At 48.9% G+C, this 15,919-nt stretch carries 13 protein-coding genes; 8 read left to right on the forward strand and 5 right to left on the reverse strand.

Annotation, left to right across the window (positions count from 1 at the left end; translation table 11 throughout):
* Window positions 1-49: 49 nt before the first annotated feature.
* Entirely contained in the window at window positions 50-1,558 is a 1,509-nt protein-coding gene (locus tag EL628_RS11910; RefSeq protein WP_126580163.1) for a hypothetical protein, read from the reverse strand.
* Window positions 1,559-1,950: 392 nt separating this feature from the next.
* On the opposite strand from EL628_RS11910, the gene EL628_RS11915 reads away from it, so the two are divergent.
* From EL628_RS11915 to EL628_RS11925, 3 genes are all read left to right on the forward strand, one after another.
* On the forward strand, window positions 1,951-2,652 hold the full coding sequence (locus tag EL628_RS11915) for a hypothetical protein (RefSeq protein ID WP_126580164.1): 702 nt from the start codon (window positions 1,951-1,953) through the stop codon (window positions 2,650-2,652).
* Window positions 2,653-3,098: 446 nt separating this feature from the next.
* A complete protein-coding gene (locus EL628_RS11920) occupies window positions 3,099-3,542 on the forward strand; it encodes a hypothetical protein (RefSeq protein ID WP_126580165.1) in 444 nt (147 codons plus the stop codon).
* A gap of 142 nt (window positions 3,543-3,684) precedes the next feature.
* Entirely contained in the window at window positions 3,685-4,416 is a 732-nt protein-coding gene (locus tag EL628_RS11925; RefSeq protein WP_126580166.1) for a DUF7873 family protein, read from the forward strand.
* Window positions 4,417-4,836: 420 nt separating this feature from the next.
* Here EL628_RS11925 and EL628_RS11930 read toward each other — a convergent pair whose 3' ends face one another.
* The 3 genes from EL628_RS11930 to EL628_RS11940 all read right to left on the reverse strand — a co-directional run bounded on the left by EL628_RS11930 (window position 4,837) and on the right by EL628_RS11940 (window position 8,151).
* A complete protein-coding gene (locus tag EL628_RS11930) occupies window positions 4,837-5,904 on the reverse strand; it encodes a Vgb family protein (RefSeq protein WP_126580167.1) in 1,068 nt (355 codons plus the stop codon).
* A 634-nt stretch (window positions 5,905-6,538) separates the two neighbouring features.
* The gene (locus EL628_RS11935) at window positions 6,539-6,889 is read right to left on the reverse strand and encodes a YtxH domain-containing protein (RefSeq protein ID WP_126580168.1); all 351 of its coding nucleotides are present in this window, start codon (window positions 6,887-6,889) and stop codon (window positions 6,539-6,541) included.
* Between the two features lie 158 nt (window positions 6,890-7,047).
* Window positions 7,048-8,151 (reverse strand): competence protein CoiA, encoded by a 1,104-nt coding sequence (locus EL628_RS11940; protein WP_126580169.1) that lies wholly within the window; start codon window positions 8,149-8,151, stop codon window positions 7,048-7,050.
* Between the two features lie 348 nt (window positions 8,152-8,499).
* Here EL628_RS11940 and EL628_RS11945 point away from each other — a divergent pair, with 348 nt between their 5' ends.
* From EL628_RS11945 to EL628_RS11955, 3 genes are all read left to right on the forward strand, one after another.
* Complete coding sequence (locus EL628_RS11945; protein ID WP_161975444.1) at window positions 8,500-9,030, forward strand: pentapeptide repeat-containing protein; 531 nt, start codon at window positions 8,500-8,502, stop codon at window positions 9,028-9,030.
* A 359-nt stretch (window positions 9,031-9,389) separates the two neighbouring features.
* A complete protein-coding gene (locus EL628_RS11950; RefSeq protein WP_126580171.1) occupies window positions 9,390-9,845 on the forward strand; it encodes an NUDIX domain-containing protein in 456 nt (151 codons plus the stop codon).
* Between the two features lie 114 nt (window positions 9,846-9,959).
* Window positions 9,960-11,351 (forward strand): mercuric reductase, encoded by a 1,392-nt coding sequence (locus EL628_RS11955; RefSeq protein ID WP_126580172.1) that lies wholly within the window; start codon window positions 9,960-9,962, stop codon window positions 11,349-11,351.
* Here the strand turns inward: EL628_RS11955 and EL628_RS11960 are convergent.
* The gene (locus EL628_RS11960) at window positions 11,341-12,267 is read right to left on the reverse strand and encodes a thiamine pyrophosphate-dependent dehydrogenase E1 component subunit alpha (RefSeq protein ID WP_126580173.1); all 927 of its coding nucleotides are present in this window, start codon (window positions 12,265-12,267) and stop codon (window positions 11,341-11,343) included. The two genes, EL628_RS11955 and EL628_RS11960, sit on opposite strands and share 11 nt — an antisense overlap.
* Before the next feature lie 294 nt (window positions 12,268-12,561).
* On the opposite strand from EL628_RS11960, the gene EL628_RS11965 reads away from it, so the two are divergent.
* Both EL628_RS11965 and EL628_RS11970 read left to right on the forward strand, forming a co-directional pair.
* On the forward strand, window positions 12,562-14,658 hold the full coding sequence (locus tag EL628_RS11965; RefSeq protein WP_126580174.1) for an alpha-ketoacid dehydrogenase subunit alpha/beta: 2,097 nt from the start codon (window positions 12,562-12,564) through the stop codon (window positions 14,656-14,658).
* A gap of 226 nt (window positions 14,659-14,884) precedes the next feature.
* Entirely contained in the window at window positions 14,885-15,790 is a 906-nt protein-coding gene (locus EL628_RS11970) for a zinc ribbon domain-containing protein (protein WP_126580175.1), read from the forward strand.
* Window positions 15,791-15,919: the final 129 nt, after the last annotated feature.

The following is a 15,919-nucleotide window of genomic DNA, read 5'->3' on the forward strand; positions in this document are numbered from 1 at the left end:
CCTCTAATGAATACTGGAGGCACTCCCTGAATAGTGTTTCGGCTATGAACTAGCGATCTCGATTATCGAAATCTGGGTCTTTCTCATTGAAGAAGCCGCGATCTCCACGTATTTCATCGTTGATGATATCCCTGGTATCGGAGACCTCACCTCGACGGGCATTGCGATCGAGGTCGCGTTTGACTGTTGGGTTGACGTCCGACTGATCGCGCTGTTGCAAGCGATCGGGTCTATCCGTATAGCTATGCAGGCCCGTCTGGTCAAAGCTTTCATCGTTCTGGTTGGGCGTACCACGTTGTCCGAAGCGATCAACATCCTTCTCATAGGGCCGATTGGGATTGGTATGAGAGAGTGCTTCGCGCTCATGTTCCCAGTTAGATCGCTGCTGTTGAGCGTTTAACGGCGTTCTATTGGCAGGCTCATTAAAGCCACGTTCGGCCAGTGGATTTCGCTCGATTGGCTGATCCCTTTGAGGGCCAGAAGGATTGGTTCTAAAGGAGGTCTCTTGCTCGCGTTCGCGCCTCTGTCTGGCCGCTTCAATATCAGCTCCTTTTTGATCAATATTCTCGACCCGATCCGAACCTGAGCCGACCTGTCCCCGTTCATCGGAAGGCATTCCTCGACTGACGAGCTCTCTATCGAATGTAGGACGAGCATTGAGATCCTCTTGCGAGATCTGACCCGATTGATAGCGTTGAGCTTCACCAGAATAAGGGCGATCCTGCTCTTTTCGTGGCGGAGTTACCGGTGGAGTCTGTCCTTGTGTCTTAGGCGGTATACCAGTTCCACGTTGTGGCGCAGGTGGGTTTGTGGGCATCGTCGGGTTTGCCGCCGCCTCTGGTCGTGGAACGCCTGGAGGCATGTTTTCCGGTGGGCGTTGTGGCATCTTCGGAGCTTCAGGAGTGGGCGGTCTGGGAGTGCCTGGAGCTGAACCAGTGAACCCGGACCCGGATGGAGCCGTAGGCATCTTTGGAGCTTCAGGAGTGGGAGGTTTGAAGCTACCTGGAGCTGAACCGGTCTGCTGCGTAGGCGTATTGGTTGGTGCATTGCTTCCAAATGGAGCTGTTGTAGATTGAGGCGGAACAGTATAGCCAGGTTGTGTGCTCTCTCTTGTCTGTCCAGGTATATTGCTGGCAGCAGCCCCCATTGTTGGAGCACCTGGCTGGGAGCCAGTCTGCGTCTCTTGTGGACGAGTTGTAGAAGCTCGGTGATGATAATCGAAGGCACCCATACTGCGCAACATCGTTGCAGCCTCAGTTGAGCGGTTGAGAGATTGGACAGAGACAATCGTACGACCTGCATGATGTTCCTGGGCATAATATTGAGCTTCATCGTGAGAGAGCCCCATCCCCAGCAGATCATTCATCACCGCATCAGAGCCACCTTCCTGTCCAGTAAAGAGACTTTTAATGCTCTCTAAAATGCTCCCAGCCTCTCCTCTCGTAGAGTGGCGAATCATATCACCAGGAAATCCTGCATTTGTGAGGGCTTCAATGGCTCGTTCGGCCATCGTGCGATCGTTAAATACTCCTACAATGATGGATTCTCGCATTGCCATATGTTTTCTCCTCTGTAACGTTTAGGTGCTAGACCATTGGACGAGTCTGACTCTGGTGAGCTTGTGTCTCTCCCTCCTCTTCAATACGTATTCCCAGGCATCCCCTCTGCGATGGTGCAGAACACAATACAATGAGGGGTGCTTCAGGTTTAGATACATTCCTTACTATCCTGGCACGCATAATATGTAGAAATAGTTACACTGTTCCTTTTCAAGCTGATCTACCATACCGTTTTACGGACACACAAAAAACGCTTGCATAGAAAGCAAGACTCATGTTGTTGATGCAATGCTCATCAGCAGAAAATGGAAGAAAGGCTATAAAAATAGTCTATTGTTGTGTTATAATCAATTGTATTGATGTGTTTATTTATATGGGCAATGGGAGCGTTATGAGATCAATCAGTAATTTACCGGGTGCCATTTTTCGGCTATTCATTTTTATATTTGGAACGCAGGCGGGCCGTATTACGACAGGTGTGCTCTTGATTATTGGAGGTATGATTTATGGAATTACCTCGCATCAGATTGTGTATCGCCATATTACAGGAAACTTCAAGATTCATGTTCTGGATGATGGGAACGATTATTTTGAGGACCTCAATGCCCAGACAAAGACCTATTATGCAGTCGATAGCGCGAATTTTACTCCCTATCCAGAAGGTGAAATCCTCACAAATGGAGTGGCCGTTACGTCGCTAACCTATGTGGCAGATGCGCATTATTCAATTAATATTGAATTAGCCAATGCTCCTAGCCTGGTTGGAACGGCTTATACTGCGGTTCAATTTACGATGGAAAGTCAGGGCAGTGCGCCATCAAGCTATGCTTTTGCTGACTATAGTCAGCATCCCGATGGCTATTACGATAATCACTGGTGGGTAGGTGGTATCTTTGCGGGTTTTGGCGTCTTGTTTCTTTATGCCGCTCTGATGATTCATTTTATTGTCAAAATGAAAAATGCCAATCGTCGTGATGAGGACGATCTGCCATTAGAAAAAATTCGCTGGAAACGAGATCCCTGGAGTCGGCATAATGTGAGTTACAAACAACAGCCTGATCCTGGGACAGCGTTCAAGAAATATACACAATAGCTTGCAAAACGCAGCAGGTATATCTAAGAGAGTTCTATTCTTATGACTAAAAGGAAGGTGAGAAGAGGTAGATCTCTTGCCTTCCTTTATGCCAGATATCCTCTTAATCATGAAATAGATTCTGTTGACAAATGAGCATATATAGACTTATAATTCTCTCTCATGTTGTGATTCTCATTTTTTGAGAGGATATTAAGTTAGTGAGAAAATGCCCCTTTCGATTGCCACTTTTGTGTATTATCTGTCTGCTTTCTTTATCTTTTTGTATACTTGTAGGATGTAGCAATACTAGTGGTACTACTAATAGTACCTCATTACCAACTTCAACAAGTACTTCCGTTAAAGGACCGGGATCTCAAGCTTTAACAGCAACGGCACAAACCACAGCTATCACAACGCATTGCCCTCTCATAAGTCTCCCTCAACCTTCTCCTGAAGAGGGAATTGTGTACAACGACAAGACCTATCCGTTCACATTGACAATTCCGATAGGATGGAATGAAACAGCCTTTTCCACGTCAAGTGCTGATCAATCTTCTACCTTTTATCAAATCTGGTTGACTCCGAAATCCCTTCCTCATCCAGCCTCTGCTGAAGAAGCTCTTCGATATCCGGAAGCGATACAATTCACGGTGCTCCTATCTGGCCCTTCAGCGGACTATACAAAGATTGGATTTACTCCAGAAGCTGATCCTGTCGTGATCGATCATATTCAAACACCATTCTATCAGCGGACCTCTCCAAACTGTGGTGAGGTAAACTTTGCAGCGGGACCTATCACTATTGGTGGAAAAGCGTATTCATTCTACTTAGAAACGAGAGATCCGCCCAGGAAAGAAGATGTTGCAATATTTCTGAAGGTACTCCAAAGTTTTACATATACAGGCTAAAATCTCCTTTTTATAGGTGTGCTATAGGTGTACAGATCAAGCTTTAAGATCAGAAGATGGTGAGCCAGATATCCTCTTTACTTGACAGTAGCGATAAAATACATAAGTTATTGATATATATTCTTTATTGGAGGATAATCGTATGCCAAAGCTGAATCAAGTAATTGCGATAGAAAAAGGGACAAAAAGCCGTTCATTGCAGGAACTCACAGATGCTCATCATTCTCTGCAAAAGCCCACTCTTCTCTCTGGTATCTCACGAACCTACCGCCCAAAGGATGAAGAGGGTGAGCAGCTGCCACCAGAGTCGACGCGTGTCCAACTGCGTTCTGAGGAGATTATTCGTCAGACAACTGATTCTCTGGTCAAATTATTTGATATTGTGGCGACCAAAGATTGGGCCAACTGTAAGGCGAAAGCTGATGTCGTGGTAGATGGGACGGTTCTGCTGTCACAAGTCCCTGCAACTTATCTCCTGTTTCTGGAGAAACAGTTGGTAGATCTACATACATTTATTAAGAAGTTGCCTGTTCTGGATGCAGCAGAGAGCTGGACGTTCGACACCTCAGCCGATTGCTGGGCGACGGAACCTGTGCAGACGTTGAAGACGAAGAAGGTGCCACGCAACCATGTGAAGGCCGAGGCTACAGAGAAGCATCCGGCGCAGGTAGAAGTCTACTACGAAGATATTGTGGTAGGGAGCTGGCGTACGGTGAAATTTTCAGGAGCATTACCGGCTCAGCGTGTGAATGAGCTCCTGGCTCGTGTAGAAAAGTTGCAAGAGGCCGTGAAGTTTGCACGTGAAGAGGCGAACAATCTGGAAGTTGAAGAGCAGAAATTAGGGGCCAAAGTCTTTCAATATCTCTTTAAATAGCCTGTAAGCCTTTTTTTACTTGCATTTGGCCGTGTTTTCCAGTATCCTATAGCTGGAGTACAAATTTAGACTCAGACCGTAGACTAAACGGTCGGACGTTTCAGCGCAGGTTCGATTCCTGCACCCGCCAGTGCGTGGCGGGTTAGCCCAAATAAGGTAGAGGCAGCGTCCAGCCACCCCATGTTGAGACTCTCACTCCAAGTCTTAGCATTCTCGCCGAGCGCCAGATCAAGTGCTTAAAGTCGATGCTCATCGAGTGTTGGTTCAACTCCAACCTGCCTCGTTTCGTGAGGCGGTAGTTCAATGGTAGAACGCGGTGACTTGAAACTGAACTTTAAGCTTAAATGCCGTTGGTGCGTGCAAATGGGCGAAAAAATTGGGCCTGGAATAGGCTACATTCCAGGCCCTTCTTCCTTTCCTCTATTGATAGTGCTCGATAGTGAGATCCTCAAGCAGACCAATTTTGTAGAGCTTATGTGTCGCCCCTTTTTTCGCTTTTTGCGGGTTGAATGTCTGTTCTGTGAACCAGATCTTTCCAGTACTGGTCTGTATAATTTTTTCAGGAAGTCGATTGGCGAATGTGATGGTGTTTGTTGTGCCATCAGTAGTCATGCGACTGATCTTTCCAATAATAGTGGTCGAAGCAGAGATATCTAATGGAGCCTCAGTAAACCAGAGTTTTCCATCAGGGCCGCTGGTGATATCGTTAATCTGGGTATGTTGCTGTGAGATCTGGGTGACTTTTCTCTCTTTATCGATATATCCGATATAGGCAGGATGATTTGCAGTGGGGATATCGGCAAACCAGATCGTTCCATCACTGCTTGCATTAATAAAGGTGGGTAGTTCATCATTCTCTAAGGGATACTCATGCAACGTGCCAGTGGGCGTGATCTGACCAATATGACCGATCTCTGTGAACCAGAGGTTGCCATCAGCTCCGGCGGCAATTGCCTGTGGATTCCCTGTTTGGGGCGGAAGAGGATACTCCTGAACATCTCCTTGTAGAGTGAGGCAGCCAATCGCATTTGGTTCTGCAAACCAGAGATCTCCATTAGCCGTTGCCGTAATTGCCTGGGGAATATGCCCATCTGGAATCAGAAACTCACTCACAACTCCTTCAGGCGTGATCTTCCCAATCTTATTATTGGGTTCGTCAAGCACATATTCGGTGAACCAGATAGTATGATCCGCTCCCAGCGTGAGATGGCTTACCAGAGCTTGCGGCGTCGGAAGAGGATATTCATGAAGCACTCCGTTGCTGGTCATCTGAGCAATCTTTGTCGTGAGATTCCCATCACTTTCAGCAAACCAGAGATTTCCCTGGCCATCAAGCGCGACTGCACCAGGCGTAAAAGCAGAGGAGAGGGGAAACTCCTGCAAACTGGCAGGATGGTTTGCCTGCACAGTAGGCGTCGAGACTGGTGAAGGCAATAAAGGTTGATTGCATCCAGTCAGAAATGAAATACAGAGAATAAGGAGTATCATGCACCATGATACTCGCCTGAACTGAACAACGGATCTGCAAAAAGCATAGATATGAATATAGAATCTTTTGGATATTTTGAATATGTAGAGCGCTCTGGAAGGGTAGTGCAGCATAAAAATAAACTCCTACAGGTGACAGCTTCTCAGGATGAAAAGAGGGCACGACAATGATCAAGCTCTTTTGAACGAACGAAAGAGCGCATTCCAGAGCCAACTGATGAGCCAACTTGTGAGCAAGCTGATGAGCCAATCTATGAAATTATAGGGTATTTGCTTGAGTTTTTCCAGCGTTTAGCGGGGCCAAAAAAGGACTTGCATGGAATTCTGGTAGAGGAGAGATCGCTTTTTTTTCTTTATTTGCGCTTCCAGCCGGGAGATCTGGTTCAAATCAAAATGTACCAGCTATTGTTGTTCTTGTAATAAGCATAAGATCTGAGATCTGGCCGCCTCTTCTCGGCTTCAAAAGAAAAGTAGGCCAGCAGATAATAATTCTGCTGGCCTGCTCTTTCATTTCAAACATACGATTCTTACTGGAGCAGAGATAATCAATAGAGAGCATTGTAAAGAAGTAGTAGCTAGCTATTTTTTGTCTCAAGTAAGATAGCCCATCTCAGCGACGAGATGGGATGGATTATTAGTTATTAGAGGGGGTGGAATTGAGCGTACTTTTGGTGGTATCAACAACATCGGAGCTCGATTTTTTAACGGTCGAGGCGGCGTTCTGTGCAATATCCCCCAGGTTATTGGCAGAGCTTTTCACTGTAGTCGCGGCCTGTTGGGCATAGTCTTTTAAAGAACCAGCCGTCTGGGAAACGCGGTCAGTGATCTGCTGGCGATAGACATCAAGCTGCTCATTCTCTGGGATATAGCCGCGCAACTCGCCAACGCGCTCACCGATCAATTTACGCGTCTCTTCGCCACGCAGAGGGGCAACGAGTAGACCGATGCCAACGCCGAACAGCACGCCTTTCAAGAAATTGTTCATCCTGCACATCCTTCCTTATGCTCATCAGGTGATGGGACACCTTTTGTTATTGTTGTATCTTACTGCTTAGATTACGCACAGCATACCCCTTTAGTTTCAATTTTGAGTCTGCTTCAGCAGAAAAAGGGAGCTCAGTTTAAACATGGATGACAGAGAGGTTAGAGCAAAGAGAGAAGCATCTCTCCATAGCCAGCCAGTGCTGCGTAAGCTCCTACAAAAGGAAGTTCTTTGAGCAAGAGTTGAATGCGTGAGGGAGGGAAGCCATGCAGGGCCAGTGTCGTAAGCCAGCGGCAGGCCTTCTGAATCCGCTGATGATCAGCCGGGCTGACAGGCTGACCCTGCTGGCCGCGTCCATAATTATAGCGGCGCAGGAGATCAGGATCGAGCAGATATGCTTTCAGGAGTGGAAGAAGCACTATGCGCAACGCTTCCATCCCGACACTCTGTTGCAGGTAGCTTATAAGATGCTCCTCCGTAGGTAACGCGTCCTGTTCCATTTGGTGAAGGAGTGAGGTACGGGCCGTAATCTGTTCTCGTTGTGGATGATGAAGATGTCCTTGAGGATCGAGATAAACTTCGGCCAGATGGCCCATCAGGCTCATTCCATAGCCCAGCCTGCCAACCCAGCCTGCCAGTGAAGTCTGGCTTGACGAGAGTCTGTCACTATCCTGCCAGTTGTGTGCCTGTTGACGCGAGATCGGCCAGCGTAACCAGATGCGAGGAGGAGTTACCAGTGGATCAAGGAACAGGAGCTCATGCGCTGACTGAAGCACTGCTTCAAGAAAGGCTTCCTGCTTCTCCTTGCGATTATTCCCAATGATCCAGGTGTCCATAATCCCTGCTGTACGATAAGCCAGATGACGATGACGCCATTCTTCAATATCGAGGGGGGCACATTGAAACTCTACCGCCCACTGCCGTCCATCGGGATGGCGGACAAAGACATCGGCAATGCGATTAGGTTCGGGTAAGCGTTCTTCCAGAGTAATGCGAGCCTGAGGAAATTGATCACGAAGCCAGTGAGAGAGGAGCAGTTTCCCCTGAGCATGGCGCACAGACTCGGATTCAGTGCTCCAGGCACACTCACCTTTCTGATGCGCAAAGTGGAGCTGTGTCCGTTTCTCTGGACCACCTCGAACATGAACGATGCCGCGACAATTGGGGCAATGCAACGAGCGTTCACGCGACCAGTGCTGTAACTGTTCTAGCGGAACCTCTTCAGCGATGAGTGGTTGCCCCTCTGGCCCATAGGCAACAAGCATTTTTTAGCGCTCCCTGTCTGAACTAGTGTCGTTGTCTCAAGTATAGCATTTTTTTGCTCGGCGATCATAGTATCCAGCAGCGCCAACCTTGAGAAGGGGTACCCAAACGAGGCCAATGTGCCCAATAGCTTCCTCAAGGCGCAAATGTTGAGGTTTTCTAATAGAATTTTTCAGCAAAATTAATGAAAATTTAATCTTTTTCTGTTATCCTTTCTTAGCGACATGGCATATGCGAATGTATGTGCCATAGAGAAATGTTGTAGTAATGAACAGGTGCAAATTCTTCTTAAAAAAGAAGAAAAGTCTTTTTCATATAAAAAGAGATTCAGTGTAGAAAGTATAGAAAAAATGGCGAATCAGCATCATCTCAATCTGCTTCATCGTGGGTGTGACACATGGAATCGTTGGAGAAAACACCATCCGCAGACGCGGTTAAATTTAAGGCATGCAGACTTAAGCGAATCCAATTTAAGTGGTATTGATTTTAGCGAGACGAGCCTGTGCGAGGCAGATCTCAAGGATGCCAATTTAGCCGAGGCCAATTTAAGTGGGGCAGATCTTACTAATGCCGTCTTGATCTGGACATTTTTGAGTCGTGCAGACCTGAGCGAAGCGAAGCTAAGGGGCGCAGATCTGAGCGGTGCAGACTTAAGTGAGACCAATCTCGTGGAAGCGGACCTGAGTGGTGCGAGCTTGACGGGGGCCTATTTAAAAGAGGTTGATCTGAGCGGAGCCAATCTCCAGGGCGCCAACCTGAATGGCGCTGTCCTGGTCAATGTAAACTTAGAAGGCGTGACCTTAGATGGAGCCTCTCTCAAAGGCGCGCGCCTGATTGGCACAAAACTTACTCCCAGACTGGCCGTTGCTAGTCGTGCTTAACACCCCTCTGTCTCGTCGAAGCAGCCTGGGATAGCAAGCCCTGTCGGATTGCGGCCTGACATGAAACATGGTATTCTGTGGGGCAGAGATAGCCGTGTCTCTGCCTCAAAAGACGCAGGAGTCTTAGCTGCTTGATTTTAGATCCATTCCGGTCATAGGCAATCATTGCCATTGGTAGCGAAAACCGAGCTGCTTGTTTTTGCAAGCCAGGCGTTACGTATTGCTCCTGTCCGTCAATTGTTGTACAGTTCAGATAGTGTCAATATTCTGGAGATGCACTGAGCTGGGGCTATGCGAGGACGGAGCCTGATAGCTCAGATATTGCAAGAAATGAATGAGATGAGCAGAGGATGATCTCTATGACTGAACCGGCATTAGCCCATTTTCGCATTGGTGTCTCAGCCCTTATTTTTGAGGAAGATCAGATCTTATTGGCCTTACGGCGAGATATCGACTGGTGGAATCTGCCAGGGGGAGGGATGGAGATTGGTGAGACGGTAGAGGAGGCAGTCTGCCGTGAAGTGTTAGAGGAGACAGGCCTGATTGTGATGGTAGACTCACTGGTGGGAGTCTATTCAAAGCCACAAAAGCAGGAAGTGGTGCTCAGTTTTCGCTGCCATGTCATTGGCGGCGATCTGCATGCGACAGAGGAATCTAGCGAGTGTCGCTATTTTGTGCCGACTGAATTGCCAGTAAAGCTCCTGCCCAAGCATCGTCAACGAATTATGGATGCTCTTCTCAAGCAAGAGAGAGCGGTATTGCGAGATCAACGCACTTCCTCGATTGAGGATCAGAGGCTTATTGAACCATCATAAGAAGGGGTAAGAGACAGACCAGATCTGCGTTGTGTCTCTTTTTTTGTCTATAGCCGTATCCTGGAGTGAGAGCTCAATTTGTGTGCTATTCTGAAACAGTGTATAAGGAGCGTTATGGCAAAGACAACTCATTATGATGTCATTATTATTGGTTCTGGGCAGGCTGGTGGTCCTCTAGCGGGTGCCTTTGCTGGTTCAGGCAAAAAGACCGCACTCATCGAGCGAGAGCACGTGGGGGGAACCTGTATTAATGAAGGGTGTACTCCAACAAAGACCATGGTGGCAAGCGCACGCGTTGCGTATCTGACTCGACGTGCGGCAGATTATGGCGTCCATAGCGGTCCTGTAACGATCAACATGGCTGAAGTGCGCCAGCGAAAACGTGCCATTGTTGAGAGCTTTCGTGGTGGAAGTGAGAGGCGTCTAAGAAGCACTGAACATCTGGATCTGCTGATGGGCGAGGCACAGTTCACAGGCCCTCATGCGGTAGAGGTGCATATGAATAGTGGCGAGACGCTGACATTGACAGCCGAAACCATCTGTATCAATACAGGTGATCGACCAACGTTAGCACCCGTTGAAGGCATTGAGACCGTTCCTACCCTCAACTCTACCACTATTATGGAGTTAGATACAGTACCCGAGCATCTGATTGTTTTAGGAGGGGGATATGTGGGATTGGAATTTGGGCAGATGTTCCGCCGCTTTGGAAGCCAGGTGACCATTATTCAACGTGGAGCACAACTGTTATCGCAAGAGGACCCGGATATTGCCGTTGAAGTTCAGAAGATTCTCCAGGAGGATGGCATTGAGGTGCTTTTGAAAACCTCTGCCGTCAAGGTTGCCAAGCAGGGAGAGCAGATTCAAGTTACTATTCGGGATGCGCATGGCGAGCGAATCATCAGTGGTTCACATCTGCTAAGTGCGGCAGGTCGCCAGCCCAATACCGATCGGCTTAACATAACCGCCGCTGGAGTCCAGCTCGATAAGCACGGATATATTCAGGTGAACGATCGTCTGGAGACAAATGTAGCCGGTATCTATGCCCTTGGCGATACCAAAGGTGGGCCTGCCTTCACCCATATCTCCTATGATGATTTCCGTATTTTGCGAACAAACCTCATCGAGCAGGGGCATGCGAGCATGAAAGATCGAGCGACCGTCTACACTGTGTTTATTGATCCGCAGTTGGGGCGTATTGGCCTTTCTGAGCAGGAAGCGCGCCGACAAGGGAAGAAGATCAAGGTTGCTAAAATGCCAATGAGCTATGTCGCCCGCGCACTGGAGATCGATGAAGCTCGTGGGGTCATGAAAGCAATCGTCGATGCCGAGAGTGATCTGATTCTGGGAGCATCTATCCTGGGCATTGAGGGGGGCGAAATCATGTCGATGTTGGAGATCGCAATGCTTGGAAAGCTTCCCTATACGGTTTTGCGCGATGGTGTCTTTGCTCACCCGACCCTGGCCGAGTCGTTGAATAACCTGTTTGGCTCGTTTACGTCGTGAATCCTTCCTGAAGAAGAGCATCCTGCAGGGCGCGTTCCACCTCGCTAGAGGCACGAGTGCGTATATTCTGAGCCCACTGATCATCCCAGCATCCTTGCTCCTGAAGCAAACGTTGGCAGTGGATGAGGGGGTCATAGGCTGCTAAGTCAGATTGTGGTGCGAGAAGAGAAAGCCCATTCGATCCACAATCTGGCTCAACGCGCTTCAAGGTCAATTGTAAAAGGGTTGGACCCTTTCCGGCGCGGGCGTGTTGAATCGCAGCCTGTGTCGCTTGATAGACTTGCTGAACATCGACCCCATTGACGATATGATGTGCCAGACCCGCAGGGAATAGCGGCAAGAGATCCGGGATGTCTGATTGTAGAGGATCGTGACAATCGTGTTCACAGAGAAAGATCACTGGCAACTGCTGCTGAGCAGCAAAGCTTAGCGCTTCAAGAAAATCTGGTTCCTGAACAATACCATCTCCACAATAAGCAATTGTTGCCACCGCAGCCTTGCGCAATTTACTCGCAAAGGCAATGCCAGCCGCATGAAGCAACTGGGTCGCTACTGGAGCCGGTCCAGTCACGATATTGTGTTTTTGATAACTCCAGTGATGGATATCTGAACTTCTCTCGGGCTCACGCGCTGCTTGTAGATAGGTACAGAAGATCTCATAAGGGGTCATACCGATAGTGAGCATCACTCCGAGATCGCGATAATAGGGGAGTGTAAAATCCTGCCCAACCTTGATACAGACCGCACTGCCAACCTGGGCAGCCTCATGCCCACGACAACTGGCTATCCCTTTGCCTTGTCTGTCAAGATAGCCTTTTTGGGATAGTTGCGAGATTGCATTATCGACCACTCTTGTAAAGAGCATACGTGCATAGAGATCGCAGAGGATCGTTGTCGAGAGCGGCGTACTTGTCATATGTCAATATGTCTCGTTCTGTCTCAGGTTTCTTCTTTGCCGATGCTATCGCAGGTTTAGTACAATGCAGAAAAACAGAGGTTTCATGCAGAATCCATTATACGTTGTAGCCTGGTTGAGAAGCAATACAAAGGATCTTCTCTCTAACGATCTTTTTCTCTCATTGCTTTTCCTCGACTGCAATTTTATAATGAGATTGTTTGCAATTATTATTTGTTTGTCCTTATTATTGTAGTACGTAGTATCGACGAAGCCTACACAGTCACCGCAGACACTTATGGAGGCAACAGCAGAATGACGGTAAATACCCCATCTATAGAATCTGGCACCTCAGCAGAGTCGCTGGATGTCATCGGACTCTATCACACAATGCTTACAGCACGCGTCATCAATGATTTGCTGAAAGTTCGTAAAACGCAGGGACGCTATCCATTTTATATTGGCTGTGCCGGGCATGAGGCAATGGCTGCTGTGACAGCGGCTCTTCGTGAGAATGATTGGTTAGCGCTCTATTATCGTGATCTTGCCGCCTGGTTGCAGAGGACGGGAGATCGCTATGCGCCGCTACGTGACGCTTATGCTCGTATTACTAGCCCGGGGGCCGGTCGGAATATGCCTGCTCACTATACAGGGAAAGGGTTAAACATTCTGCCGACCTCCAGTGAGGTGGCTGGTTTAGCTCCATTTGCCGCAGGGGCCGCTTTCTCTGTGAAGCAGCATAAGAGCGATCAGGTTGTGCTGTTTTCAACGGGTGATGGTGGGGCTGCGACAAATGATTTTCATGCACTGTGTCGAGCAAGCTCAGTTTATCAATTGCCTACCTTGATCGTCGTTGAAGATAATGGGTGGGCTATTACCGCAGCCAATCAGGGTTTACAGTGGTCCGGTTCGCTTGTTGAATGGGCTCAGGCCAGCACTATATATGCTGAAGAGGTCGATGGCTCGGATGTGATGGCAACCTATGAGGCTGCCTGTCGTCTTGTGCAGCACATTCGTGCTGGTCGGGGGCCAGCCCTTCTTCATCTCCATTTAGGTTTATTAGATCCTCATTCTAGCAGCACCGATATTAAATCGTACCGTAAGAAAGACGAGATTGCTCTTACTGCTGCCACCAAAGACCCGGTTAAAAACTTTGGCCGCTGGCTTGTAGAGCATGGTCATCTTCAAGAAGCAGATCTTGATCGCATGCGTAAGACTATTCGCACTGAGCTAGATCGTATTGAACAGGATGTATTAGAAGAGCCAGAGCCTACCGCTGATCGGGCCCTGGAGCATGTCTTAACGGTTCCTCAGTGGGTTGAGAACACTCCACGTGGCACAAAGCGCCAGCTCACAATGTTGGCTGCTATCAATGAAGCGTTATTGGAGTTAGCCCAGCGCGACCCCTACTTTTTTGTCTTTGGGCAGGACGTGGGGAGCCCCAAAGGAGGCGTCTTTGGAGCTACAGCCTTACTAGTCAATCAATTTCCAGATCGTGCCATCAGCAGCCCTCTGAATGAGCAGATTATTGTAGGAATTGCGGCTGGGGCCGGGATGCTGGATGGAAAAGCACGATGTGCAGAGATTCAGTTTGTTGATTATCATCAGTCGGCGACCCAATCGATTCGTTTGGCAGCCAGGACAGAGTATCAGACGTACGGAAACTGGAATGCTCCTCTGATACTCCGCACCAAATCTGGAAGTGGTGGGGGTGGCCCTATCTCCAATAGTGGAGCTGGCGGTGGCGCATATGGTCATTCTAATGCGGGTGAGCAATGGTTTACCACGATTCCGGGGATGATTGTTGTCTGTCCAGCCACCCCTTTTGATGCAAAAGGGCTCTTATTAGAAGCTGCTCGCGCGCAATCTCCAGTCACCTTCCTGGAGAGAGGTCGCCTGTATCGTTCAGAGCCACCGAAAGATGCATCTGGCAGAAGCCTTGATGTCATGGTTGATTACTGGCAGGTCCCTGATGGCTATTATACGCTTCCACTAGGCAAAGCGCGGCGTTTGCGGATTGGCAATGGCGTACCACAGATAACACTTATTGCCTGGGGCACAATGGTCTTAGAGTCCTGCACAGCCGCAGCCAATATCGCCCAGAAGACAGGCAAGGCTTTTGACGTAGTTGACTTGCGTACACTCATGCCTTTTGATCAGGAAGCCATTGTCTCAGCAGTCAAAGAGAGTAATCGTGCGCTGGTTGTTACAGAAGAGACTGACCACACCAGCTTTGGACGCCATATCCATTCCTGGATTATAGAGCACTGTTTCTATGACCTGGATGTAACCCCTGCTTTCATTTCCGCCTTAGCGGCCCCTGCAGCCCCTTATAATGGACCAGAAGAGATGGGCTTCTTTCCCTCTGCGACCACAATTGAAGCTCGAATGCTTGCATTGCTGGCAGAATAGAGCCATAGCGTAGAAAAAGCTAGAGAGAGAGCAGGCCCTGCACGAAGAGATGAGAAAGAGCCCTTCTCGTGCAGGGCCTGCTCTTTCCCTGGACCCTGTAATCCAGACCGTGAACGGTTATCGAAGCGATAAGAGGTTTATCTCGACGGATTGTAGAAACTATGCTACACTGCGTTTAGTTGTATAGGAAGAGAGTTGGTACTATTAAAGGGAAGGGTATGGAGTTATGACCACCTGTCGAACCTGTGGAAGAGATGTTTCGGGTAAAAAATTCTGTCCTGATTGTGGGACGGCAGTCCAGGCTACCACTGTCCAGGGAGCGTCAGCGACGTCATCTATCTGTCCACGCTGCCAGGGGGCAGTCGCTTCTCATGCAGCATTTTGTATGCATTGTGGAGGAACGTTGCGTGCTGACGCCTCGAGTACACCGCCGCCGCCGCCGCCTTCATGTCCAGCCTGTCATGCCGTGGTCCCAGTGGGCACGCAGTTTTGTTCACAGTGCGGCCACGATAGGCGTATACCAGTCTCGGCTCCATCGCAGCCAGCGCAGCTTCATTGTGCGAACTGTGGGCAGTTAAACGCAGCAACAATGCGCTTTTGTGGAGGATGTGGAAGTCAACTAGGTATTGGCACAGGGTATGGACAGTCAGGGCAGTATCCCCCTCAGGGCCCCTATCAGCAGCCACAAGCCTACCCACAGCCTTATACATCGTATCCGCAGCCCTATCCGCAGCAGGCGGGCTATCAACAGCAGCCAATGATAGGGCAAGGGCAGATGATTGTGCGCTGCCCGGTCTGTATGGCACAGGCTCCCGTAGGGACCTCCAATTGTGTGAGCTGTCGTACGAGCCTGACTGGCGTTGTGCCAACCCCGGCATTTACCCCAAATCAGGGTCAGCAGGGAGGAATTGGAGGGATGTTGCAGGGGAATAATGGGAAGATCGCCATGGGAGTTCTGGGTGGAGCAGCAGCCGTAATTGGTGGCGAGATGCTTTTGCATGGAGTTGAAAACTCGATTGAAGATCGGGTTGAGGGTGATATGGGCTATGGACGTCACCACAATCGTCATCATCGCAACGAAGGACTCTTAGGGGGGCTTGGAGAGCTGGCGGACGATATTGGTCTGATCTAGTGAGATCCCTCATACGGGCAGATCCAGGGGGGAAAGAGGAGCTCGACTTCTTTCCCCCTGAATCTGCCTGTGTGACGATGACGGAACTCCATTTCTTCCTACTCCCCCTCGATTCAGTTGCGATAGACT

Source organism: Tengunoibacter tsumagoiensis (genome assembly GCF_003967535.1).
In the GTDB taxonomy this organism is placed as follows: Bacteria; Chloroflexota; Ktedonobacteria; order Ktedonobacterales; family Ktedonobacteraceae; genus Tengunoibacter; species Tengunoibacter tsumagoiensis.